The organism is Coriobacteriaceae bacterium (assembly GCA_025992855.1).
GTDB lineage: Bacteria > Actinomycetota > Coriobacteriia > Coriobacteriales > Coriobacteriaceae > Collinsella.
Genome location: DAJPGB010000001.1, coordinates 96,977 through 119,882 on the forward strand (window position 1 = coordinate 96,977; position 22,906 = coordinate 119,882).

The window sequence follows — 22,906 nt, forward strand, 5'->3', positions numbered from 1 at the left end:
ATCGAAAGTGCGGATAGTACGGGAAGTCGCGCGTTAGGCGCGCTCGGCACGCGCGAGCTCGGCAGCGACGAGCTTGACGGCCAGCACCAGCACGTCGAGCGCGGCCTCCAGGTCCTCGACCGTGGGATAGCTCGGTGCGATGCGGATGTTAGTGTCGCGCGGGTCCTTGCCATAGGGCCAAGTGGCACCGGCCGGCGTGAGCTTGACGCCCAGTTCGGCGCAAAGCGCGGCGACCTTCTGGGCCGAGCCCTCGGGACCATCGAAGCTCACAAAGTAACCGCCGCGGGGATGCGTCCAGGTGGCACAGCCCGTGTCGCCCAGGCCCTCGGTGAGCTTGCGCTCGACGGCCTCAAAGCGCGGGCGCAGGAACTCGGCATGCTTTTTCATGTGCTCCTTAACCGCCTCGATGGTGGGAAGGAAACTTACATGGCGCAGCTGGTTGAGCTTGTCGGCGCTGATCAGGCCGGCCTTCAGACGCTTGGAGAACTCGGCGATGACCGCGGGGCTCGCGCCGATAAAGCCGATGCCGGCGCCCGGGAAGGTGATTTTGGACGTCGAGGCAAAGGCCACCACACGGTCCTCGGTGCCCGCCGTGCGAGCGAGGTCAAAGATGTTTGCGAGCTCGTCGGTCTCGTCGTACAGGTCGTGCACGCAGTAGGCGTTGTCCCAGAAGATGCGAAAATCGGGCGCGGCCGTGGGCATCTCGACTAGGCGGCGCACGGTGTCCTCGCTAAAGGTGATGCCCGTGGGGTTGGAATACTTGGGCACGCACCAGATACCCTTGATGGAGTCGTCGGCAGCAACCAGGCGCTCGACCTCGTCCATGTCGGGGCCGTTGTCGGTCATCGCAACGGGGACATTCTCGATACCCAGATCGGCGGTGATGCCAAAGTGGCGATCGTAGCCGGGAACGGGGCACAGGAACTTGACCTTCTTGCCGTCGTGCGCGGCCTCGTAGGCGTCCCAGGGCTCGCTGCCGCACGAGCCACAGCGCCAGAACATACCGGCGATATCGTGCTCGATCAGCAGGCTCGACGAGCCCAGTACGAGCGTCTGCTCGGCAGGGCAACCCAGGAACTCCCCCGCCAGCTTGCGTGCCGAGGGAATGCCCTCAAAGCAGCCGTAGTTGGAACAGTCAACGTTGCCGTCGTGCAGATCGGCATCGGCATTGAGGATATCGAGCATGGGTCGAGAGATGTCCACCTGGGAGGGCGACGGCTTGCCGCGGGCCATGTCGAGCGCCAGGCCCTTGGCCTTGACCTCGGCGACCTCGGCTTTGAGCGCCTCGATGGCGGCATCGAGTTCGGTGGTTTCCATCTTCTGGTAGATCGTCTGCATGGGTGCGACCTTTCGCGAAGCGGTACGTTGCAGTTCGTCTAAGTATAGACCGCCATCGTCGCAACGTTATGAAGCCGTGATAGATTAAGTTCATCGCAATCAATTACGAATCGCCGCGCATGCCAGCGTGGGGCGCCCAAGGAGGCACTATGGAGTACGGATCGTTTCAGGCCGAGGAATTCGGCGACTTGCAGCGCCTGGTCGACGGACTGTTTTACGACCGCCACGCCATCGACCGCCTGGATCTGATCGTACAGGCCGAAATCTTGGACCTGGCGCCCGACCTCATGGAGATCGTGAACCTTTTGCCGCCCGGCTACTACGACCGCCAGTCGCTTTGCGACCAGCTTAACTCGGCCCTAGCCGCCCACGGCTGGGGCGCCGTCTACGGAACGGTGGAATAAGCCTCGAGGCCGGCGATTTGGCCCGCTTCCCAACCTTGGCGAGGCTTGTTTTAGGGCTTGTGGCCAAAAAAGGGCAAATATGAGTACTGTTACCTTTTTAGTAGCAGCGATTCTTGGTCGAAATCGGCAAAACTCGACTTGAAACTTCCTAATCACCGTCAGCTAGCGCCAAATTGGAAGTCGATGGTCACTCATTAACGTACAGTTCTTATAACCTTGTTCATTATTTTCCGCACCTAAAATGATACGCCGTTTGTGACAGTACTCACAAACGGCGTTTTTTGACCACTGGCGTGTCTGGCAGGCGGCAAGCACCGCCCGAATCCGCATTTTGAACGCGCCCGAATCGGTTCTGGAGCCGGTTTTCGCGCTCTTACTCGTCTTTGGGCGCGGGATGCTTGCAGACCACGCTCATATAGATCATGCCCAGCACGGCCGCGGTGACAGAGCCGGCAAGAATGGCGGCCTTTGCGGCCAGAACCTCAAACTGGGCCGTCGGGAAGGCAAGGCCGCTGATGAGAATCGACATGGTAAAGCCGATACCGCCCAGAATGCCCACGCCGGCAATCATGTGCCAGTTGACATTGTGCGGCAGCTCGCAGGCCTTAAGCTTAACCAAGGCAAACGTCATGCCAAAGATACCGATCGGCTTGCCCAGCAGCATGCCAAAGTACACGCCGAGCGTCACCGGGTCGGTGAGCAGCGTGCTCATGTCCACGCCCACCAGGCGAACCTGTGCGTTCACGAACGCAAAGATCGGCAGAATCACAAAGTTGACCGGCGTGGAGATCAGACGCTCCATGCGGATGAGCGGCGGGGTCACGCGGTGCATGACGCGCTCGACCCTGGTGGTCGAGACGGTAAAGTCATGCTGGCCCAAGATGTGCGCCTCGTCGTCGTAGCGGTCATCGAGCAGCGGTAGGCACTCGCCCAGCCAATCGGTGAGACTATCGAGCTTGACGCCGCACTTGGCCGGAATGGTGAAGGCCAGGATGACGCCAGCAAGCGTGGCATGTACGCCGCTCTTGAACATGCAGAACCACAACAGCAGCCCCAGTACCGAATACGGGGCAAGGCGGTAATGCTGCGTCTTGTTGAGCCACACGAGCGCGCAGGTCACAAGCGCGGCGGCGCCCAACCAAAACGGATTGGGGCTCTGACCGTAGAAGATGGCGATGGCGGCGATGGAGATCAGGTCGTCGGCGATAGCGAGCGTCGAGAAGAACACGCGCACGCCGTTGGGAACGCGGTTGCCCAAAAGCGACAGCACGCCCAGCGCAAAGGCAATATCGGTTGCCATGGGGATGGCCCAACCGTTGCGGGCGCCGGCATGGTTAAAGATCAGGTAGATGCAAGCGGGAACGACAACGCCGCCCACGGCCGCCAGCATGGGAAGCATGGCCTGACGCGGATTCTTGAGCTCACCGACCGTCATCTCGTACTTAAGCTCGATGCCCACCAACAAAAAGAAAATCGCCATGAGGAAGTCGTTGACGAAAAGCTCAACGGTGAGACCGGCCGTAAGGTTGCCCAGACCCACATACAGCGGGGTCTCCAAAAAGTGATGGATGGCCTCGTAGGCATCGGTATTGGCGCAGATGACGGCGGCGATGGCGGCGATCACCATGACGGCGGCAGAAATGGTGCCGTTCTCGGCAATGCGCTCCCAAATGTCGTGACGTTCAAAGCGCTTGCGCTCACGAACGTTGAACAGCTGCTCAGTTGCTGCCATGGGCGGCTCCTTTCACGGGAAAGTTCCCGTCTTAAAAAAGCACGGCCCGCCCAAGTGGCGGCGCCGCGCTCTATCGTATTACGCTTGCATCTAGCCTACCCTGCACGACAAGCACGCAGGCGTGGCCGAAAAGCGGAACCACAGGTTGAACATTATTTGCTCAACGGCACGGGCGCGCCTGTCCGGGAGACGACGCGGCGCCGTGCACAAAAAACGACCGGAGCGCGGGGCGTCCGCGATCCGGTCGTGGCGTTCGGTCAACTAAACCTAGCAGGCAGCCATGATGGGGGCAGCGACCTGCTTCTTACGGGAGAGGACGCCCGGCATCCAGACGCCGTCGTGCTCATCGGCAATGCCCAGGCCCTTCTGAGCGGCCTCGGTCTCGCCCTCGAGCAGGACCTGCGAGCCCTCCTCCATGATGTCGGTGATGCACAGGACAATACCGTCGGCACCCTTCTCGGCGGCGTAGGCGCGCATGGCCTCGCGGATCTCGTCGATCATGCCGAGTGCGCGGGTCTTGTCGACGGTCTCGTACTGGCCGATGAGCAGCTTCTTGCCAGCGGGCTCGAACATCTTGATGTCGTTGCCGACCATCTCGACTGCGGTGAAGGAGCCGGACGGACGGGTGAGGAAGACCTCCATGCCAAACTTGACCGGGTCGACGCCCACCTGCTCGCCGAGCTTGGCGGCGACGGCGCGGTCGACATCGGTGGTGGTGGGGCTCTTGAGCATGAGCGTGTCGGTCATCATGGCCGAGAGCAGCAGCTTGGCCTGGACGTCGGAAAGCTCAACGCCGAGCACGTCGGCGAGCTTGGTGACGATGGTGCAGCTGGAGCCCCAGGGCAGGCAGATGTAGTGCAGCGGGCCGGCGGTCTCGAAGTCGCCGATGCGGTGATGATCGACAACGCCAAAGACCGTGGCGTCCTTAAGGCCGGCGACGGACTGGGCAGACTCGTTGTGGTCGGTGAGGACGACGAGCTGACCGGCCTCGACGGACTCGATCACGCGGGGCTCGGCGATGCCGGCGTCGGCGAGCAGCTTGGCGGACTCGGCCGGAAGCTGACCAAGGGCGCAGGCCTCGTAGGTGTTGCCGGCATACTCAACCTGGTTGAGCAGCTGGGACAGGACGACGGCGCTCATAATGGCGTCGTTATCGGGGTTCTGGTGGCCAAAGACAAGAACGTTTGCCATGGATATCCTCCACTTGATATGTGTACTTGGACGTAGCTATGGTAGCACGCCGATGCCGAGCCTTCGCAGACGGAAGGGCTACGGCATATTTTGGGGCAGGCATGGAGGCCAAGGCTGTCCCTTTTGCACCATGTTGGTGCAAAGTAACCTGGCCCCCTTGCACCAGCTATTTGCCGGCGGCGCGCAGGGCTACGTAAGCGGCACCGATGATGCCGGCGTCGTTGCCGAGCGAAGCGACCTTAATGGGCGTCTCGCGCGAGGCGGAGAGCGCGTACTGCTTAAAGTGCTCGCGGACCTTGTCGAGGTAGACATCGGCCGAAGCGGAAGCACCGCCGCCGATCAGGAACATCTCGGGATCGACCACGTTGGCAATAAGCGCCAGGGCGCGGCCGAGATAGTCGGCCATGGTATCGGCAGCTGCCAGCGCGAGCTTGTCACCCTCGCGGCAGGCCTGGAACACGTCCTTGGAATCAGAAGGCCCGGTGAGCTCGATGGGCTCGACGCCCGCCTTCTTGCACTCGGCAAGGTAGTTACTCACCACGCCGGTGGCGCTGGAATACTGCTCCAGATGGCCATGGCCGCCACAGCCGCAGGTGCGCTCCTCAGCCGGGTTCAGGCACATGTGGCCAATCTCGCCGCCGGCGCCCACAACGCCCGACACCACGTCGCCGTTGACGATAACGCCGCCACCCACGCCGGTACCAATGGTGACCATCACCACGTTCTGTACGCCCTTGGCAGAGCCGAGCCAGGCCTCGCCCATGGCAGCGGCGTTGGCATCGTTCTCGTATTTAACAACCGCGTCGGGGCAGTGCTCCTGAATGGCGACTCTTAGCTCGGGCAGGTTAATGGCAATGTTGGCCTTGACCTTGGCATCGCCCGATGCCGGGATGGGGCACGGAACGGCCAGGCCAATACCCGCCACAAAGGCGCGCGGAATCTGGGCCTTGGCGACCACCTGGTCGATAGCCTCGGTCACCGCGGCAAAGCCCGCGGCGTCAACGATAGGCGGCGTGGGCACGCTGGCCTTGGCCAGCAGGTTACCATCCTCGTCGAACAGGCCCTCCTTAACCGAAGTGCCGCCGACGTCGATGCCGATGTAATACTGCTTAGGTTCCATGGGAGCCCGCCTTTCTCGTTTAAACATTGCCTGTATGGTACCGCTCCCAAGGCAAAAACCTGCCAAAAAGGGACAGGTTTGTTTTGGCAGGTTTTATCTGTGAAAACGCAGGGCATGGTATTTGGTTCGTTGGGCGGTAAAACGGCTCAACCCCATCCTCGAGTCGATCAATTTGCTCAATACCACATTATTCGAATGCATATTCATTTAGAGCGCTCTAGTTTTTAAAGAGAAGCGTTTTTTAATTAAACCTTTCTCGAACTTTTCAAAAACGCAATAGGGATGCTTAGGTGTTGACTATACTTTCTTCTGTACTCAATCAAGCCGGAAAGGAGGTTCCATGATTCCCAAATACGAGGCGATAGCTGCAGATATCCGTCGAAGCATCGAGGACGGCTCCCTTAAGCCGGGCGACAAGCTACCCACCGTCGTTGAGTTCTGCGAGCTCTATAGCGTTTCCAAAATCACCGTCAAACGAGCTATCGAGCAGATCACCGAGGAGGGCCTTGTCACCAGCCGGCGCGGGTCGGGCACCTACGTTAAGGACACGGCGGGTCTCCCCGACCAGGCATTTTTCCAGGGCAAAAATGACCGCGCCCAGGGTTTTTCGCATGAGCACCGCGGGGAGAAGGTGACCTCGGTGGTCTACGATTTCTCGATCGTCAATCCGCCGGCAGAGGTTGCGACCCAGCTGGGAATGGCCGAAGACGACTTTGCCTATCACATCGTGCGCGTACGCGAGGTCGATGGTCAGCCCATCGTTATCGAGTACACCTATATGCCACTCGAGCTGATTCCGGGTCTTAAGAAAAAAGACCTGTACGCGTCGGTCTACAGCTTCATCCGCGAGCAGTGCGGACTCAAGATCTCGAGTTTCCACCGCACCATTCGCGCCGTCGCGGCAACTGAGGAAGAGGCTGAGCGCCTGGATACCAAACCCGGCTCTCCCCTGCTCGAACTCAACCAGATTGGCTTCTTGGATAGCGGCACCGCGTTTGAATATTCTATCTCGCACAACGTAGGCGACCGCTTTGAGCTACACAACGTAACGCTGGCCTAGTTTTGCAATCCGGCGGGTGCTCGTTTTGAGCTGTCTTACGCGGCACCCGCACAACCTTATGGGAGTATGCACATGTCCGATTTGATTAAACTCACGCCGATCTTCCACGAGAAGATCTGGGGCGGCCGCCAGCTCGAAACCGTATTTGGTTACGACATTCCCGAGGGTCCCATCGGTGAGTGTTGGGCTATCTCGGCCCACCCCAACGGCGACTGCCAGATCGCGGAGGGCCCGTACGCCGGTCACACGCTTTCGTGGCTGTGGGCCGAGCACCGCGAGCTCTTTGGTAACTGCGAGGGCAAGGAGTTCCCGCTGCTCATTAAGATTCTAGACGCCAAGGACGACCTTTCGATCCAGATCCATCCCAATGACGAGTACGCCGCCGAGCACGAGAACGGCAGCCTGGGCAAAACCGAGTGCTGGTATGTACTGGACTGCGAGCCCGGCGCCACGATCATCGTCGGCCAGCGTGCCAAGGACCGTGCCGAGGCCGCGCGTATGATCGAGGACGGCCGCTGGGACGACATGCTCAACGTGCTGCCGATTCACAAGGGCGACTTTTTCCAGATCGACTCCGGCACCGTGCACGCCATCAAGACCGGCACACTGATTCTTGAGACGCAGCAGTCGAGCGACGTGACGTATCGCCTGTACGACTACGACCGCCCGGGCACCGACGGCAAACTGCGCCCGCTGCACATTGAGCAGAGCCTGGACTGCATCAACTTTAACGCGCAGGCCCCGACCGACGGCACCGTGACCGCACCCGAGGTCGACGGCGTGACCGAGCTCGAGTCCAACCCCTGCTACACCGTCGACCGCGTGCGCGTCGACGGCAGCAAGACCCTGGAGCAGCGCTGGCCCTTCATGTGCCTGTCGATCATCGACGGCAAAGGCACCGTCTGCGGCGACCCCGTCCACAAGGGAAGCCACCTGCTGGCCCCCAGCACCGTCACCTCCATCGACCTCGAAGGCAAGATGGAACTGATCGTCTCGCACCTGTAAGTCATCGATCCCCGAGCGCTCGCCGGGACGGGCGCGGGGATTGGTCGCCTGCTCGGGCAGTCCTGCTCGCACGGAGAGCACATTAAGTGCTCTCCGGCTCGTGCGGAACTCGCGATCGGCCAAACCCTGCGCCCGTCCCGGCGAGCCTCTGGCTAGTTACGACAATCAAAAAGCAACAAGGGGCTCCCCCGCCCATCAAACGGGAGAGCCCCTTGCCATATATAACGAATCACGACGCCTACAAATAGACCCTCTCCAGAAACGATAACGTGTCCTGAAGTCGTGTCCTTTCCTTACGGTTGGTCTGCCGATCTACATAAGAAGAAAAGTCCGCAAAAAAATCCTCTGCGTCAATCCTCATTTGCTCTGTTAGCTCCAAACGAGCCGAAGGCGGCAACAAACCGGCAAGCCGAGCAACATCCGAACGATGCTTTCGTCGATCAATGCTATTGCAACGACGTCCTTCCTCATAACTTCTGTTGATATCGATGTGCGCACGCATCTTAAGGGGAATGATATGGAGTGCATCGAGCAACGTGACGCCCCCTACGTTCGTTGCGTTATCACGAATAAACTCATAGTAGCCATCATCGAGAATAATGGCAGAGAGACTCGATATCGCTCCGTCAAAGGATAGAGGAGCCACTTCGCTCGTTTCATCTTCAAGCGTAAAGTCTGGATGCCGGGCAAACAACTCGATTTGGCCGGGATAATCTAAGGCCTGCCTTGATCCTTCGGGTAAACGGAATCGATAGTAAGTACACTTTCCATCGCCGCCTTTTCCAATCTCGTATCCAGCGATTTTGATAAATGTCCAAAATGCAGTGGCAAATTCGATGCTATTTCCATCAACAATTACAACAACATCCAAATCTTCGGTAGCCCTAAATGAATCACCTTCGCTGTCAAATAGAACGCTGCAGGCTCCTCCGCCAATAAGGACATAGCCGCCCTCGCAATTGCTCATGGCAGCGGCAAATCGCTCTATTCCCCTTACTTTTGGCATATCGTCCTCCTGAGCTGTTCGACCGCATCGAGCAGGCGGTCGTCTTTGTAGTCTGCTTTCGCGCAGGCAACATATAAGGAAAACGGGTCAACGCATTGCAGGCCCGCGGTGTCAAAGCTAACATCGGACGGCTCGTCCACGGGATACGACCAAACCTCAATCTCGATAGCAGGCGATTCGTACCACTGGGCCTCCAGCCATCTGTCACCCATACGCTCTTTTAAGGCCTCTAGCTGATACTTTTCGAGAGCAATGGTTGGGGCAGAGCCATCATGAGCAAGGTCGGACATATAGCTAAGGGCAGACACGCCGGAAAGCAGCGCATCAACGGCCCGCAAATCTACCCTATCGACTGCCTCCTTAAGCCGGATGCGTTCTATAACTGGCGAGCGAAGGTAGTCCTCAAACCCGTCTAGCAACGTCTCGGTCGACAACCCGGTGTCGTGCAATATACGCTTTTTGCCATCCCGCACAATCAATCCAGGAGCTATAGCGGCAATTTCTGAAAGATAGTTGCTTACGCTCGCCGCGCTTTTACCACACAGGCGCGCCAGGTCGCCGGCAGAACAGTCAACCCATCGCCCTGCAATGTAATTTAATACGACTCGCTGGGATTGGGGTGAAAGCGGGGCTGCAGAGGGAGCGTTCAGTATCTCATCAGAAATGAAGGCACCCATAAACGGCAGAAACGCATTCTGCCCATCTCGAATATATGCAATTCCCTCCGAAGCCAGCGCATGCATAAAGCCCAAATCCATGGCATCCCAGCAAATTGCCACCGGACGAGCATCGACCTTGCGCACGGCATCAACAATGTTTCGTGCCGAAATAACACTGGGCAGCTCTTTTGGCTCGGCAACAATAAAGCCACCTTGCTCAGACGTGCCAAGCTGCGCCAAATGAAGCGAAAACCGCTCGAGATACATACGGGGAATCTGCACCTCTACCGGCCTTGGATCGATAGCGAGCTCTAAGGAGAAGATGCGTTTCGGGGGACAGGATATTAACACTCCCTATCACCATTTTCATTTCACCAACGTTTTAGTTACTATCTAAAATTATACTGAACAGTATAAAACGTTCAATCACCAAAACCACAAGGTAACAACCCAAACGCAACAAGGGGCACTCCCGCTCATCAACGGGGGAGCCCCTTGCCATGTCTAATTATTCAGCCCACCCGGCTCTCCAGACCAAAAAGCGACCGAGCAGAGCGACGCTCGCAAGCAACGTTACCCAAGGCCCCGGACAGGCGCCATGGACAACGTCGATCGCGAGTTCCGCACGAGCCGGAGAGCACTTAATGTGCTCTCCGCGCGAGCAGGACTGTCCGAGCAGGCGACGTTGTCCATGGCGCCTGTCCGGGGCCGCCGAGATTACGACAGCTTGACGATCGGCGCAAAGCCCTTCATGAGCTTTTTGGTCTGGCCGGTCTTTTCGAATTGGACCTCGATCATGTCTCCGGCGATCGAGATCACGGTACCGGTGCCAAAGGTCTTGTGGCTCACGGTATCGCCCGCGGCAAAGTCCTGCGACGCGCTGGCGCGATCGACCTTGCGCTCCACCGTCGGCGACACCTTGGACGACGGCTTTTTAGCTCGCGGCGCGCCCGAACCAAAGGTCGAGGCAACACGGCCGGCGTCGGGCGAAACCCCGCGATGGCGCTCGGTGCCATAGGTGCTGCCACCAAAGAAATCGTCGAAGCTCGATCCGCCGCGCGAACCGAAACCGCCGGTCGAGCGCGTATGCGAACCGAACACCTTGCCGCCATACATATCCGAGCCCATGCCCGAGCCAAAGGTGCCGTGACGGTCGCCGCGCTTCTCCCAGCCCGTGCCCTCGAAACCGGCAGAACCGATACCGCTAAACTCGATATCCTCAAACGGAATCTCGTTGAGGAAGCGAGAGCGCGGGTTGGCAGAGGTCGAGCCGTAGGTGCGACGCGTGGCCGCATAGGTCAGGAACAGGCGCTTACGGGCACGCGTGATGGCAACGTAGGCCAGGCGACGCTCCTCCTCGAGCTTGCCCGGGTCATCGCTGTCGCCAAAGTCGTGCACGTGCGGGAAGATACCCTCCTCCATGCCGGCCACGAACACCGCCGGGAACTCCAGGCCCTTGGCGGAGTGGATGGTCATCATGGTAATGGCATGCGTCTCGCCGGCCAGGGAATCCAAGTCGGAGCGCAGGGCCAGCCACTCCATGAGTGCCGGCAGCGCCTTACAGGTGAGCGGACCGTAGGTGCGCTCGATCTCGTCGGCATGCACGGCACCCGCCGGCATCTCCGTCGGCGCGGCATACGCGTTGCCCGCGATGGCGGCGGCCAAGGCATCCTGCGGCGAGAGCGCCGGGGCGGCTAGGTTATCGAGCGGATTGGAACCTGCGGCATCGCGCGCGCCGACGAGTGCCTCAAACGAGGATGCCGGAGCGGACGGTCCCGGCTCGGGCGCGGGCGCACTCACCACGACGGGCTCGGACTCGGCGCCGGCAGGCACGTCGGCAACACCGGCCGCGCGCAGCTCTTCCAAGCTCTCGAGCGTACCCTCGATATCCTCGTGCGTCTCCTCAAATTCGGCGGCGACGCCCAGGAATTCCTGGATGTTCTCGGCGCGGCTCTCGGACTCCATGGTGCCCTCGGCGCGAAACGCCTGCAGCAGGCCCGTCTTATCGACAATCATCTCGACGACGTCCTTGAGCTCGCCGTCCATGCGGCGGCCCTCGCGCACCAGCGCCACAAAACTCGACAGGCCGTTGCGCACCTTGGCACTAAACATGCCCGTCTCGGCTGTTGCGATCTCGCAGGCCTGGAAGAACGAGCAGCGGTTGCCGCGCGCCAGCTGCTCGATCTTTTGGATCGAGGTGGAGCCGATGCCGCGGCGCGGCGTGTTGATGACGCGCTTGACGCTCATCTCGTCTGCCGGGTTCACGATCATCTTGAGGTAGGCCATGACATCGCGAATCTCGGCGCGGTCGAAGAATCGCGTGCCGCCAACGATCTTGTAGGGCACGCCCGCGCGCAGGAACATATCTTCGAGGATACGCGACTGGGCGTTGGTGCGGTAGAACACGGCGATATCGTCGTAGCTCGTACCCTTGGCATGCAGCTTCTCGATCTCGCCGGCAATCCAGCGGCCCTCGTCGCGCTCATCGCTTGCCTGGAAGGCCTGGATCTTCTCGCCGTCGCCCTCGGCCGTAAACAGGCGCTTTTCTTTGCGCTGCGAGTTATGACGCACCACGGCGTTGGCGGCGCTCAGGATATGGCCCGTGGAGCGGTAGTTCTGCTCCAGCTTGACGGTCTTGCAGTTTTTAAAGTCCTTCTCAAAGTCCAGGATATTGGTGATGTCGGCGCCACGCCAGCTGTAAATGGACTGGTCATCGTCGCCCACGACCATGAGGTTTTGGTACTTGGCGGCCAGCAGGTTGGCGATCTCGTACTGGACGTGGTTGGTGTCCTGATACTCATCGACGCTAATGTAGCGGAAGCGCTCTTGGTACTTGTCGAGTACCTCGGGGCGGGTGCGCAGCAGCTCGAGCGTGCGCACAAGCAGGTCGTCGAAGTCCATCGCGTTAGCGGCGCGCAGGCGGCGCTCCAGCTCCAGGTAGACCTGCGCGGCCTTTTTGTCGTTGGGGCTATCGGCGGACTTGAGCATGTCCTCGGGCCCGATCATGGCGTTTTTAGCCGAGCTAATCTTGCTGCGGATCATGTTGATGGGGAACTGCTTTTGCTCGATACCGAGCGCCTGCATAATGTCGCGCACCATGCGCTTTGAGTCATCGTCGTCGTAGATGGTGAACTGACCGGTGTAGCCCAGCAGGTCGGCGTCCTCGCGCAGCATGCGCACGCACATGGCATGGAATGTGCACACCCACATGCCGCGGGTGCCGCTGGGGATGAGCGCTGCCAGACGCTCGCGCATCTCGGCCGCGGCCTTGTTGGTAAACGTGATGGCCAGGACCTGCCAGGGCTTAACGCCCAGGTCGCCGAGCATATGTGCGATGCGGAAGGTCAAGACGCGGGTCTTGCCCGAGCCGGCGCCGGCAAGCACCAGCAACGGGCCCTCGGTGGTCAGAACTGCCTCGCGCTGGGCGGAATTAAGGCTGTCGATGTCGACGAGCGGCTTGGCGGGTTTGGGTGCCGGCGCGGGAGCGTCGTAGATGTCGAGCGGGACGAGCTCGGGCTCCGGCGCAGCGGGGGCGGTGTATGCATCGAGCGGCACGGGTTCCGGCGCGGGCGGCACGGGTACCGCGGCATTCTTTTCCCAGGGCAAGGGCTGGGTCATGGGCGACTCCTCATCTGACGGACGGCGCGCCTGCGGGCGGCGCCATAGTTTGAGCCGTACCAGTATACCGAGCCGCGCGGACACCGACGCAAATCACACCACGACTCCGTGCGTCACCGTCAGGCCCGCCCCAGCGGATTTGGCGCAATGGGGTCAGGTTACTTTGCACCAATCTATTGACAATCACGAAACCACCGATGTCATGGCAGCAGCAGCGAGCGACGGTCAGGGCGAACAAATTGGCATGAAAAGGGGGCGGCATAGACCTTTTGGTCATGCCACCCCCTTTGAATGACAAGTTGTCGCCCTGACCGCCGCGCAGCGTCGACTAAGTTAGAGGCCGAGCATCGGCTCCAGGACGAAGAAGTACGCAAGCACCACGATGCCCAGAATGATGCGGTAGACGCCGAAGCACTTGAAGTCGTGACGGCGGACGAAGCCAATGAGCCACTTAATGGCGATGAGCGAAACCACAAAGGCCACAACGCAGCCCACGCCCAGGATGGCGATCTCGTTGGCGCCAAAGGTACCGCCCTTGATGAAGTACTTGACCAGCTTGAGCGCACTCGCGCCAAACATGACGGGAATGGCAAGGAAGAACGTAAACTTGGACGCCACCGAACGCGTGCAGCCCAAAAGCAGGCCGCCGATGATGGTGGAACCGGAGCGCGACGTGCCCGGAATCAGCGAGAGCACCTGAAAGCATCCGATGCCCAGTGCGGTCTTCCAACTTAGGTCCTCGAGCGTAGTGATGGAACCAAAGTCCAGATCCTCGTCATCGTCATCGTCCTCGGCAACATCTGCCGCGGGCGCCGCAAAGTGTGCACCGGCGGGACGTCCACCCGACACCACAGCACGCGAACCAAACGAACCGGCAACGGCCATTTCCTCGCGCTTGTTTGCGCGCCAGTTCTCGATCACGATAAACAGCACGCCGTACACAATGAGCGCCAGCGCCACGACGGGAGCATTGTAGAAATGCTCCTCCATCCAGTCGTTGAGCGGCAGGCCGATCGCCGCCGCAGGAATGCAACCGAGCACAATCTTGCCCCACAGCACCCAGGTGTCGCGACGGCCCTCCTTGCCCTTGCTGGGCGAGAACGGATTGAGCTCATGGAAGAACAGCACACAGACGGCCAAAATGGCGCCAAGCTGAATCACGACCAGGAACATGTTCCAGAACGTCTCGCTCACGTTCATCTTGACGAACTCGTCCACCAAGATCATGTGACCGGTCGACGAAACAGGCAGCCATTCGGTGATGCCCTCGACCAGGCCCATGAAGGCAGATTTTAAAAGCTCGATGATATCCAAAGGGACCCCCTCGTTAGACACCCGCCGATATTGTTCTGCGGACGGTGCGGGCGATGTCCCATTATCAACCGTTGGCGGCGCGCCTGCGCCTACCCTTACCAAAAAACTCGCCCGTTCACAGAATTGCGAGCGGTCAAACCCAAATCCTTGGGTATAACTGCAACAAGATAAAGTGTCCGGCGGCCAACGCGCCCGCGCCCGCCCGATGCACGAGCCCCGTGCCCGTGCGATAGACCAAGGAGGAAACCATGAACGAGGGCTACACCAAGGTATTTGTTTCACTCGACGGTACTGAACAGCAGGATTTTGTGCTCGCACGCGCCATCAAGGTCGCCGCGAACAACGGCGCCAAGCTAATCATCGGCCACGTTATCGATTCCACGGCGCTCGAGAGCGCCGGTTCCTATCCGGTCGATCTGGTCAACGGCCTAGAGGAGGCATTTAAGAACTCCATCGCCAAGCAGCTCGAAGAGGCCAAGGCCAATCCCGACATTCCCGAGGTCGAAGTCATGATTCGCGCCGGCCGCATTCGCGAGACGCTCAAGGACGAGATGCTCGACGTGGTTAAGCCCGACCTGGTGCTCTGCGGCGCCCGCGGCCTGTCCTCGATCAAGTATGCGCTCCTGGGTTCGATTTCGACGTTCCTGCTGCGCAACACCGACTGCGACATCTTGGTCGTGAAGTAGCGTTGCTCCCACCGGCCGCGGGGCCTGCGGGGTTTCCACGGGCACGTCCTCGCCGCGTTGCGGCTGCGGGATGTGCCCTTAGGAAACCCCTCCCGGCCCCGCGGCCTTCGCAGCCTTACTTCAGCGAGTTGTCTGATGGAAAAATGGCGTGCCGCCCCGTTTGGGGCGGCACGTTTTGTTTGGGGCAGCACGTTTTTGTTTGGGCGGGCGTCTGCCGCGTGCGTTACTCGAAGTATTGGAACTTGTTGGTTGAGAAGGCGAATGTTACGACGAAGCCTTCGCCGGGCTCCGATGCTGCGGTGACGTCGATGCCCATCTTGGAGCACAGGCGCGCCACCAGGTAGAGGCCAATACCCGTTGCGCGCTTGGTGGTGCGGCCGTTGTCGCCGGTAAAGCCCTTCTCGAACACGCGCGGCAGGTCTGCCGCACACACGCCGCAGCCGTTGTCCGCGACAGTAAGCTCGATGCGCTCGCTCGCCAGGCCCTCGTCCAGCAACGCACCCGAAAACACAATCTTTGCGCCGTCCTCGCGCGCATATTTAATGCTGTTCTGAATGAGCTGGCCCAGAATAAACTCGAGCCACTTCTCGTCGGTAAAGACCTCGAAGTCGAGGTTCTCGCACACCGGGGCCACATGCGCCGCGATGAGCTCGCGGGCGTTGGCTTTAATCGCACCCGTCACCAAGGTCTTAAGGTCCCAGCGACGAATCAGGTAGTCGCGCTCCACGACTTCCGAGCGCGCATAGTACAGCGCCTGGTCGATATAGCGCTCCACGCGGGCAAGCTCGCGACCCAGGTCATCCACACGCGACAAATCGTCTTCGCTGCCGTCCAGGTTTTCCAAAATCAGATGGGCTGCTGCCAGGGGCAGCTTGGCCTCGTGGACCCAGCTCTCGATATAGTCGCGGTAGTCATCGGTCTGGCGCCGGCCTTCCGCCACCTCATCGCATGCCGCCTTGCCCACCCGGCGCAAGACCTCGTACTCGAGCTCGCCCTCAGCATAGGTCGGGCATTGCACCATCTCCTGCACCCATGCGGGACTCTCGAGCTCCTCGGCCGCACGCTCCAGCTGGCGCAGAAAACGACGACGGCGCGCGTACTCGATCACGATGCCGAGCATACCAAAGATAAAGGACACACCGACCGCCACGACCACGATAGAAACGGGTGCGCCGGCGACCGTCAGCACAAAGCAGCTCAGCAGCACGCCGCACGTCCACACGGCGACGGGAAGCAGCGCATCTTTAAAGAACTTGCCAAACGACATAGCCGGCCCCTAGACCGAATAGCCCTGGCCGCGGTGCGTTGTCAAATACCCCTTGATGCCGATTTTTTCGAGCGTGGTGCGCAGGCGGTTGATGTTGACGGTGAGCGTATTGTCGTCCACGAAGGCGTCGGAGTCCCACAGGTCCTGCATGATGGCCGAGCGCGAAACGATCTTGCCCGCGCGGCTCAGAAGCAGCGAGAGGATACGCAGCTCGTTTTTGGTGAGCTCGGTGCTGGTGCCCGTTTGTGTGTTGGTGACCATGGAGCGTGCGAGGTCGAGCTCCAGTCCCTTGTGGACGAGCGTGCTGCGCTCGCCCGCCGTCGCGGTGCGACGCAGTAGTGCGTTGATGCGCGCCACGAGCACACGGGCGCTGTAGGGCTTGGGAACAAAGTCGTCCGCGCCGAGCGTCATGGCCATGACCTCGTCGATCTCGGTCGTACGCGACGTGAGGACGATGATGGGAACCTCGGATTCGCGGCGAACCTCATGGCAGATATGCTGGCCGTCCTTGACGGGAAGCGTCAGGTCGAGCAGCACCAAGTCGGGCGCGGCGGCGAGAATATCGCGCGAAACATGCTCGAACGATTCGCAGGCCTCGACCTCAAAACCGGCACGGGCAAGGATGTCGGCAAGCTCGCGACGAATGGGTTCGTCGTCCTCAACGATATAGATCAGCGCCATGGATTCCGCTCCCCTCTTGGTTGTCTTGCCCCATTATGACCGCGGAGCCGCAGGTACGTGCCACGCACGTCGCCAAGGTGACAGAACTGTTCGCGAGCGGGGGCGTTTTGTCCGCCTCGCACTCGCAGCGATGGCGGGGACCAAAATGATTTTTTAATCCCCGTCTCAGAACAATCATTTAGCGACGGGCGCGGAGCTTTTCGTAGCCTTCGGCGAAGAAGGCGACCGTCGCGGCGTCCGTCGCGGCGGCATCGGTATCGTCGGCAGGGACCACGCCGTGCTCGTCGCTCACCAGGAACAGCGCGCCCTTGAGCTGAGCGGGGATGTCTACGCGCGTGACCGGGATGCCCTTGGTCTGGGCCAGCTGCTCGATGAGCGTCGCCGTGCCGCACAGGCACTCGTCCGCTGGCGCCACAAAGGCAAGCTCGCCGTTATCGACGGCGGCGAGCAGCTCGGGCGCCACGCCGGTTTCGTCGGCCTCGGAGCGGGCCTCGGCGGAGCGGGCACGTAGCGCCTTGGCCGACGTATCGGTTAGCGGCTCGTACTCCCCCACCGTCATGGCGGCGTTGCCGTTGACGTCGATCACCAGCATGAGCACGCCGTCGCGTGCGGTGTAATCGCCCTCGGCAAGCGACCACTCAACGTGCTGCTTGGCCCAGCTGAGCATGTTATGGGTAAGCGGCTCGCCCTGCACCAAGCGCTCGGACAGTGCGCGAATGTGGCGGTTGAGCATGGGTACCTTTTTGTTGGACATGCGCCAACGGCAGACAAGCGCGGGCTTGTCGAGCGTAAACTTCTCGACCGCCTCCTGATTGGCGCAAAAGTCCTCGTACGCACGCTGATCCTCGGCATTGCCAAACAGCTCGGCATCATCAATCTGGGGCATGGTCATACCTTTCGTGTTAGTCATTCCGTCCTCTTATACCAAAAAGACGGCCCTCCAAACGGAGCAGCCGTCTTTTGCGGAGATTATTTTGTCCCAAGGCGGAACTTAGTGGCGGAAGTGGCGAGCGCCCGTAAACACCATAGCAATATTGTGCTCATTGCAGGCCTGGATGCTCTCGTCGTCGCGCTTGGAGCCGCCGGGCTGGATGATGCAGGTCACGCCGTGTGCAGCAAGAACGTCGACGTTGTCGCGGAACGGGAAGAACGCGTCGCTTGCACAGGCAAAGCCGCCCTTCTCCACGCCCTCGCGCTCGCAGAAGTCCTCGGCGCGCTCGCAGGCAAGCAGCGCAGAGTCAACGCGGTTAGGCTGACCCGGGCCCATGCCAATGCCGGCCTTGCCCTTGGAAACCAAGATGGCGTTGGACTTAACGCCCTTGCAGACCTTCCAGGCAAACTCGAGCTCGGCCATCTCGGCGTCGGTGGGCTTGCGGTCGGTGGGGAACGTAAAGGTCGCGGGATCCTCGGTCACGTGGTCGACTTCCTGCACCAGCATGCCGCCGTCGATGGAGCGCAGCTCCACCTGGGCGCCGTGGTCCACGCCGCCGGTGGCCAGCACGCGCAGGTTGGGGCGCTTGGCCATGCGCTCGAGCGCCTCGGCAGTGTAGCTCGGGGCGATGATGACCTCGACGAACTGCTTGTTCTGATCGGCAAAGTGCTCGACCAGCTCATAGGGAACCTCGCGGTTGCAGGCGATGATGCCGCCAAAGGCACTCTTGGGATCGCAGGCGAAGGCGCGGTCGTAGGCAGCCGTGATGTCCTCGGCAACGGCAGAACCGCAGGGGTTCTGGTGCTTGAGGATCACGCAGGCCGGCTCGTCGAACTCGCGGACCAGGTTCCAAGCGGCATCGGCATCCAGATAGTTGTTGTAGCTGAGCGGCTTGCCCTGGATCTGCTCGGAGCCAACGAGCGGGAACTGCGAGCTCGCGGTGTTCTCGCAGCCCTCGACAAAGCGGTAGACCGTAGCCTTCTGCTGCGGGTTCTCGCCATAGCGCAGGTCGTCGACCTTCTCCAGCGAGATCTCGAGCTTGGCAGAGGTGTCCGCCACGTCGCTTGCCTGGGCGGCAAGCCAACGGGAGATAGCCGTGTCGTAGGCGGCGGTGGTCTGGTAGACCTTCACCTGCAGGCGACGACGGGTGGAAAGCGTGGTGCAGCCACCGGTCTCGTGCATCTCGGCCAGGACGGCATCATAGTCGGCCGGGTCGGAAATGACGGTAACGCTCGTGGCGTTCTTGGCGGCAGAGCGCAGCATGGAGGGGCCACCGATGTCGATGTGCTCGATGGCGTCCGCGAAGGTGACCTCGGGGTTGGCGACGGTCTTCTCGAACTCGTACAGGTTGACGACGACCAGGTCGATCAGCTTAATGCCGTGCTGAGCGGCCTCCTGCATGTGCTGCTCGGAATCGCGGCGGGCCAGCAGCGCGCCGTGAACCTTGGGGTGCAGGGTCTTAACGCGGCCGTCCATCATCTCGGGGTAGCCCGTGAACTCCTCGATGGGGGTTACGGGAACGCCCGCGTCCTCGATGGCACGAGCCGTGCCGCCCGTAGAGATGATCTCGACGCCAAAGTCATCGACCAGCGTCCGTGCGAAATCGACGACGCCCGTCTTATCGGTAACCGAGATCAACGCGCGTGCGATCTTCACATCAGATCCCATGCAGTCCTCCTGTCTGGTACGCCGCCGTGCTCTGTGAGTCGGTGATACGTCGATCTGCAGCGCTCGCGCAGCGGCATTGAAAATACTGATTTAATGTAGCGCATCGAGCGCATCGATGCACCCCGCAACGGGCGCATGTGCAGAAAAAGTTTGCGAGCAGAGGGGATGGACACGGCACTGGGCACGGTGAGTTCATGGAACACAGGGGCACCATAATTTGATGCCAATGGCGTGGTAGAACTGTGCTCGATATGCATCCGCAAAAGAAAGAGGCACCATGGTCTCGCGGGTTCTCTACCGACCGTTTGATACCGAAGACTTCGACGCCATCGCGCTGATTCTGCAGCAGCTTTGGCATAACAATTCGGATAACGATGAGTACAACCGCCTTGAGGCCGCGTGCGACCTCGCCTATTGCCTTTCGTCGTCGACGTTTTCGCAGGTTGCCGTAATCGACGGTCAGGCGCGCGGCATTGCGCTCGCACGCGCGGGACAGAACTCCGGCGCCACCGTCAAGGAACATTGGATGGATACCGAACGCACGCTGCTATCGCAGATGCGTGAGCTGGAGCCCGATGCCTGCGCCGAGTATCTCTCGTTTGTGCGCGCAACCATCCGAACCAACAACCGTCTGCTCGAATGCAGCCCGCTGCCGCACGACAACGAGGTCACGCTGCTTGCCGTTGATCGCGACGTCCACGGCCTGGGCGTTGGCTCGGTGTTGCTCGATGCCGCGGTCTCGTATCTGTCCTCGCGCGGGGCGACAAGGGCGCACCTGTACACCGACTCCAACTGCTCGTGGAAGTTCTACGAGCTGCACGGCTTTAAGCGCGCGGCCACGCACCGCGCCAACCGCGAAGAGCGCCGTCACGACATGCCGCGCGAAAGCTTCCTCTACGAACTTGACCTAACGGCCTAGGCCCAGCAGCCATACCAAGTCATTTAGGAACGTCCCCAGTGACTAGTCGTTGGGGACAGTCTTCGTAGGTAGCGCATGAAAAAGGGATGGGCTTCCCCCGACGGCTGTCGAGAAAAGCCCATCCCATAATTTAGGACCGCTAGAACGTTCCGCCGCCGCCTCCGCCGACGCCGCCGCCTCCGCCGCCCGAGAAGCCGCCGCCACCGCCGCCGCTCGAGCTATCGGAACTCGAAGCCAGCTCACGGATGCTCTCGTGATACACGTCATCGAATGAATCGAGCGGGGACTCGGTACCGTAATGATGGTAGTACCACCAGTAGCAGGGGTAATTGTCGTAGAAACCGTCGGCCTCGCGCACCTCGGGAGGAACAGCCTCGGCAAGCTGACGCAGGACTTCCTTCGAAACGCCCAGCGCCGCACCCATCACCAGAAGTTTATTCCACAGGACCAGATCGCCGGGGACGGCTTCCTTTAGACGCGTGAAGTCCTCAAGCCAATGCTTAAGCGCCTTGCAGCGAGCCGCCACCTCGGCACCCTCCGGCGTAAAGCGGCGGAAGGTGAGACTCACGCCAATGCCCACAAGCACGATGGGCACCGAGATAATCGCGGCGATAACGTTTGCCTGCGCGCCATCGGTAAAGAAAATGGATCCAATAGGAATAAAGGCAATTAGAATGCCCAGGACCAGGCCAAACACCATTGCGACAATGCCGTCCGAGGCAACGTACTCGCTATCGGCCAACTTGCCCTTAACGGTGTTCTGATAGTCCTCGAGCTTGTCGCCCACGGGCGTAGCGTGCTGCTTGACGTAGTGCTGCAGCTCGTCGAACGTGCGCGAACGATCACCGTTCTCGTCGGGCTTAGCACCGGCAAAGAAGACCTTGAGCACCATGCGGTCAATGCCCTTGGCCGACTTCCAGCCCGCATCACTCACCGTCACACGATACGTCTGCTCTTCTTTTTCACGCCCCAACAGACCCTTCTTGGCCTTGGTCACGGTCGCCTGCTCCAGCTTGATCACACGGTCGTCGGTGAGCTTCATGAGTGTGGCGATATATGTCTGATCGGGCACCTCGTTCCAGCTCATGAGGGCCGAAAGCACGGCGGGATGGTCGGCCGAGGGCACATCGCGGAAATATTCGTCCTGGAAAAGCGGCTTGGGCTTGCGCTTGCGCAGCTTGAGCATAACGATTGTGCCGGTAAAGGCCACCGCCGCAACAACACTTAGCACGACAAGTGCATTGGCAATCATGCGAGCGTGAGCGCGGCGGGCGTTAGCTTCGTCGGCCCATTCCTTCTCTTCGCTCAGGATCGTTGACATGCGCTCTTCGCCCGAGGCGGCAAGCTGCGGCACCCAGTCGCTGGGGAAGGCGATGCGTGCCTCGGCGAATTCGCCCTGATGCACGCAGGGAATGGTATAGGTGACCATGGGTTCGTCCGCATCGAGCGATACATCGCCCGTCAGCGGGCCGTGACCCCATGCGCGGAAGTTATCGCCCTTGACGGCCGCCGTCCCGGCAGCGGCATTTGCGAAGTACACTTCCATCTCGACATCGTCGGAGTCCGCGGACCAGCCGTCGCCCACAAACTTCCAGTAGAGCTCGGCGGTATCGGCCCAGTTCATAACCGCACCGGTCATGGTATAGCTCACGTAATAGGTCGCGCTGTCGCCGCTCTCGTGAGGACTGAATACCTTAATCCTTACGCCGTCACCGGTCTGCTCGACCGTGTAGACGCCAGAGTCGCCCTTGTTCGCGCTATCGACTTTGTTAAACGCGGTGTCCTCTTCCTCGACACTCAGCACGTCGACGCCCGCCGTGCCGCCCTGCTGGTTGGTGCCCGTATTGATCTCCCAAAACACGCCGTTGATGTCGTCGTCGAAATCAAACTGGCGTCCCTCGACAACGGTTAGCGAGCCGTCGGCCTCGACCGTGGCACCGATATAGGTTTGGGTCATGGAATAACCGTCGGCGTGTGCGGCGGCGGGCAGTAGCAGCAATGCAAGCGCGACGAGTGCGCAGACGGAAGCAAATCGCGCAAACAGGCGGCGCTGCCGACAGGTTTTGGCAACGGGGTCGTTCATAGGCACATCCTTTGTCTGTGATACCAGTAGCGTCATTGTCCCACGTTTGCGGGTACGCATGACAAACATCTAGGCGACCGGAGCGCCAAACGGGATGAAAGTCACACCCGCACCCCGGCAGCTAGTCATTGGGGACGTTCTTAAATGACTAGTCATTAGGGACACCCTTGGCATAGCCCGCCCCGGCAATAGATACCACTTCACAGCTCCGTCACAGGTGTAGC

Annotated in this window: 18 protein-coding genes; 5 read left to right on the plus strand and 13 right to left on the minus strand. The window is 60.5% G+C overall.

Features of this window, described 5'->3' with window-relative positions; all coding sequences use genetic code 11:
- Positions 1-33: 33 nt before the first annotated feature.
- Complete coding sequence (locus tag OIL88_00435; GenBank protein ID HJI70858.1) at positions 34-1,338, minus strand: aminotransferase class I/II-fold pyridoxal phosphate-dependent enzyme; 1,305 nt, start codon at positions 1,336-1,338, stop codon at positions 34-36.
- A gap of 149 nt (positions 1,339-1,487) precedes the next feature.
- On the opposite strand from OIL88_00435, the gene OIL88_00440 reads away from it, so the two are divergent.
- Complete coding sequence (locus tag OIL88_00440; protein HJI70859.1) at positions 1,488-1,742, plus strand: hypothetical protein; 255 nt, start codon at positions 1,488-1,490, stop codon at positions 1,740-1,742.
- Positions 1,743-2,115: 373 nt separating this feature from the next.
- Here OIL88_00440 and nhaA read toward each other — a convergent pair whose 3' ends face one another.
- The 3 genes from nhaA to OIL88_00455 form a co-directional block, all read right to left on the minus strand.
- Positions 2,116-3,474, minus strand: coding sequence for a Na+/H+ antiporter NhaA (gene nhaA, locus OIL88_00445; GenBank protein HJI70860.1), 1,359 nt, complete (start codon positions 3,472-3,474; stop codon positions 2,116-2,118).
- 267 nt (positions 3,475-3,741) lie between these two features.
- Positions 3,742-4,665 (minus strand): manganese-dependent inorganic pyrophosphatase, encoded by a 924-nt coding sequence (locus OIL88_00450; GenBank protein ID HJI70861.1) that lies wholly within the window; start codon positions 4,663-4,665, stop codon positions 3,742-3,744.
- A gap of 166 nt (positions 4,666-4,831) precedes the next feature.
- Positions 4,832-5,785: an ROK family protein gene (locus tag OIL88_00455; GenBank protein ID HJI70862.1), complete on the minus strand. Its 954-nt coding sequence runs from the start codon at positions 5,783-5,785 to the stop codon at positions 4,832-4,834.
- A 340-nt stretch (positions 5,786-6,125) separates the two neighbouring features.
- Here OIL88_00455 and OIL88_00460 point away from each other — a divergent pair, with 340 nt between their 5' ends.
- Both OIL88_00460 and OIL88_00465 read left to right on the plus strand, forming a co-directional pair.
- Positions 6,126-6,845 (plus strand): GntR family transcriptional regulator, encoded by a 720-nt coding sequence (locus OIL88_00460; protein ID HJI70863.1) that lies wholly within the window; start codon positions 6,126-6,128, stop codon positions 6,843-6,845.
- Between the two features lie 66 nt (positions 6,846-6,911).
- The gene (locus OIL88_00465; GenBank protein HJI70864.1) at positions 6,912-7,850 is read left to right on the plus strand and encodes a class I mannose-6-phosphate isomerase; all 939 of its coding nucleotides are present in this window, start codon (positions 6,912-6,914) and stop codon (positions 7,848-7,850) included.
- A 238-nt stretch (positions 7,851-8,088) separates the two neighbouring features.
- On the opposite strand, the gene OIL88_00470 is transcribed toward OIL88_00465, so the two are convergent.
- From OIL88_00470 to OIL88_00485, 4 genes are all read right to left on the minus strand, one after another.
- Positions 8,089-8,856 carry a hypothetical protein gene (locus OIL88_00470; GenBank protein ID HJI70865.1) on the minus strand — a complete coding sequence of 256 codons (768 nt, stop codon included), beginning with the start codon at positions 8,854-8,856 and terminating at the stop codon, positions 8,089-8,091.
- A complete protein-coding gene (locus tag OIL88_00475) occupies positions 8,844-9,782 on the minus strand; it encodes a hypothetical protein (GenBank protein ID HJI70866.1) in 939 nt (312 codons plus the stop codon). Before OIL88_00475 ends, OIL88_00470 begins: the two co-directional genes overlap by 13 nt.
- A gap of 450 nt (positions 9,783-10,232) precedes the next feature.
- Complete coding sequence (locus tag OIL88_00480; protein ID HJI70867.1) at positions 10,233-13,133, minus strand: UvrD-helicase domain-containing protein; 2,901 nt, start codon at positions 13,131-13,133, stop codon at positions 10,233-10,235.
- 333 nt (positions 13,134-13,466) lie between these two features.
- Positions 13,467-14,447, minus strand: coding sequence for an undecaprenyl-diphosphate phosphatase (locus tag OIL88_00485; protein HJI70868.1), 981 nt, complete (start codon positions 14,445-14,447; stop codon positions 13,467-13,469).
- A 248-nt stretch (positions 14,448-14,695) separates the two neighbouring features.
- Between OIL88_00485 and OIL88_00490 the strand changes: the two genes are divergently transcribed.
- Positions 14,696-15,133 (plus strand): universal stress protein, encoded by a 438-nt coding sequence (locus OIL88_00490; GenBank protein HJI70869.1) that lies wholly within the window; start codon positions 14,696-14,698, stop codon positions 15,131-15,133.
- A 223-nt stretch (positions 15,134-15,356) separates the two neighbouring features.
- Here OIL88_00490 and OIL88_00495 read toward each other — a convergent pair whose 3' ends face one another.
- The 4 genes from OIL88_00495 to purH all read right to left on the minus strand — a co-directional run bounded on the left by OIL88_00495 (position 15,357) and on the right by purH (position 19,680).
- Positions 15,357-16,400 (minus strand): sensor histidine kinase, encoded by a 1,044-nt coding sequence (locus tag OIL88_00495; protein ID HJI70870.1) that lies wholly within the window; start codon positions 16,398-16,400, stop codon positions 15,357-15,359.
- 9 nt (positions 16,401-16,409) lie between these two features.
- Complete coding sequence (locus OIL88_00500) at positions 16,410-17,081, minus strand: response regulator transcription factor (GenBank protein ID HJI70871.1); 672 nt, start codon at positions 17,079-17,081, stop codon at positions 16,410-16,412.
- Between the two features lie 178 nt (positions 17,082-17,259).
- Positions 17,260-17,991 (minus strand): hypothetical protein, encoded by a 732-nt coding sequence (locus OIL88_00505; GenBank protein ID HJI70872.1) that lies wholly within the window; start codon positions 17,989-17,991, stop codon positions 17,260-17,262.
- An 81-nt stretch (positions 17,992-18,072) separates the two neighbouring features.
- Entirely contained in the window at positions 18,073-19,680 is a 1,608-nt protein-coding gene (gene purH / locus OIL88_00510) for a bifunctional phosphoribosylaminoimidazolecarboxamide formyltransferase/IMP cyclohydrolase (protein ID HJI70873.1), read from the minus strand.
- A 277-nt stretch (positions 19,681-19,957) separates the two neighbouring features.
- Here purH and OIL88_00515 point away from each other — a divergent pair, with 277 nt between their 5' ends.
- Positions 19,958-20,599, plus strand: coding sequence for a GNAT family N-acetyltransferase (locus tag OIL88_00515; GenBank protein HJI70874.1), 642 nt, complete (start codon positions 19,958-19,960; stop codon positions 20,597-20,599).
- A gap of 139 nt (positions 20,600-20,738) precedes the next feature.
- On the opposite strand, the gene OIL88_00520 is transcribed toward OIL88_00515, so the two are convergent.
- Positions 20,739-22,682, minus strand: coding sequence for a DUF2207 domain-containing protein (locus OIL88_00520; protein ID HJI70875.1), 1,944 nt, complete (start codon positions 22,680-22,682; stop codon positions 20,739-20,741).
- Between the last annotated feature and the right edge of the window lie 224 nt (positions 22,683-22,906).

Bases quoted from the DNA above. Each gene is read 5' to 3' on its own strand.
- OIL88_00480 (HJI70867.1), bottom strand. From the start codon at position 13,133: ATGACCCAGCCCTTGCCCTGGGAAAAGAATGCCGCGGTACCCGTGCCG.
- OIL88_00515 (HJI70874.1), top strand. From the start codon at position 19,958: ATGGTCTCGCGGGTTCTCTACCGACCGTTTGATACCGAAGACTTCGAC.
- OIL88_00465 (HJI70864.1), top strand. From the start codon at position 6,912: ATGCACATGTCCGATTTGATTAAACTCACGCCGATCTTCCACGAGAAG.
- OIL88_00455 (HJI70862.1), bottom strand. From the start codon at position 5,785: ATGGAACCTAAGCAGTATTACATCGGCATCGACGTCGGCGGCACTTCG.
- nhaA (HJI70860.1), bottom strand. From the start codon at position 3,474: ATGGCAGCAACTGAGCAGCTGTTCAACGTTCGTGAGCGCAAGCGCTTT.
- OIL88_00450 (HJI70861.1), bottom strand. From the start codon at position 4,665: ATGGCAAACGTTCTTGTCTTTGGCCACCAGAACCCCGATAACGACGCC.
- OIL88_00505 (HJI70872.1), bottom strand. From the start codon at position 17,991: ATGACTAACACGAAAGGTATGACCATGCCCCAGATTGATGATGCCGAG.
- OIL88_00475 (HJI70866.1), bottom strand. From the start codon at position 9,782: ATGTATCTCGAGCGGTTTTCGCTTCATTTGGCGCAGCTTGGCACGTCT.
- OIL88_00520 (HJI70875.1), bottom strand. From the start codon at position 22,682: ATGAACGACCCCGTTGCCAAAACCTGTCGGCAGCGCCGCCTGTTTGCG.
- OIL88_00435 (HJI70858.1), bottom strand. From the start codon at position 1,338: ATGCAGACGATCTACCAGAAGATGGAAACCACCGAACTCGATGCCGCC.
- purH (HJI70873.1), bottom strand. From the start codon at position 19,680: ATGGGATCTGATGTGAAGATCGCACGCGCGTTGATCTCGGTTACCGAT.
- OIL88_00440 (HJI70859.1), top strand. From the start codon at position 1,488: ATGGAGTACGGATCGTTTCAGGCCGAGGAATTCGGCGACTTGCAGCGC.
- OIL88_00460 (HJI70863.1), top strand. From the start codon at position 6,126: ATGATTCCCAAATACGAGGCGATAGCTGCAGATATCCGTCGAAGCATC.
- OIL88_00500 (HJI70871.1), bottom strand. From the start codon at position 17,081: ATGGCGCTGATCTATATCGTTGAGGACGACGAACCCATTCGTCGCGAG.
- OIL88_00470 (HJI70865.1), bottom strand. From the start codon at position 8,856: ATGCCAAAAGTAAGGGGAATAGAGCGATTTGCCGCTGCCATGAGCAAT.
- OIL88_00495 (HJI70870.1), bottom strand. From the start codon at position 16,400: ATGTCGTTTGGCAAGTTCTTTAAAGATGCGCTGCTTCCCGTCGCCGTG.
- OIL88_00490 (HJI70869.1), top strand. From the start codon at position 14,696: ATGAACGAGGGCTACACCAAGGTATTTGTTTCACTCGACGGTACTGAA.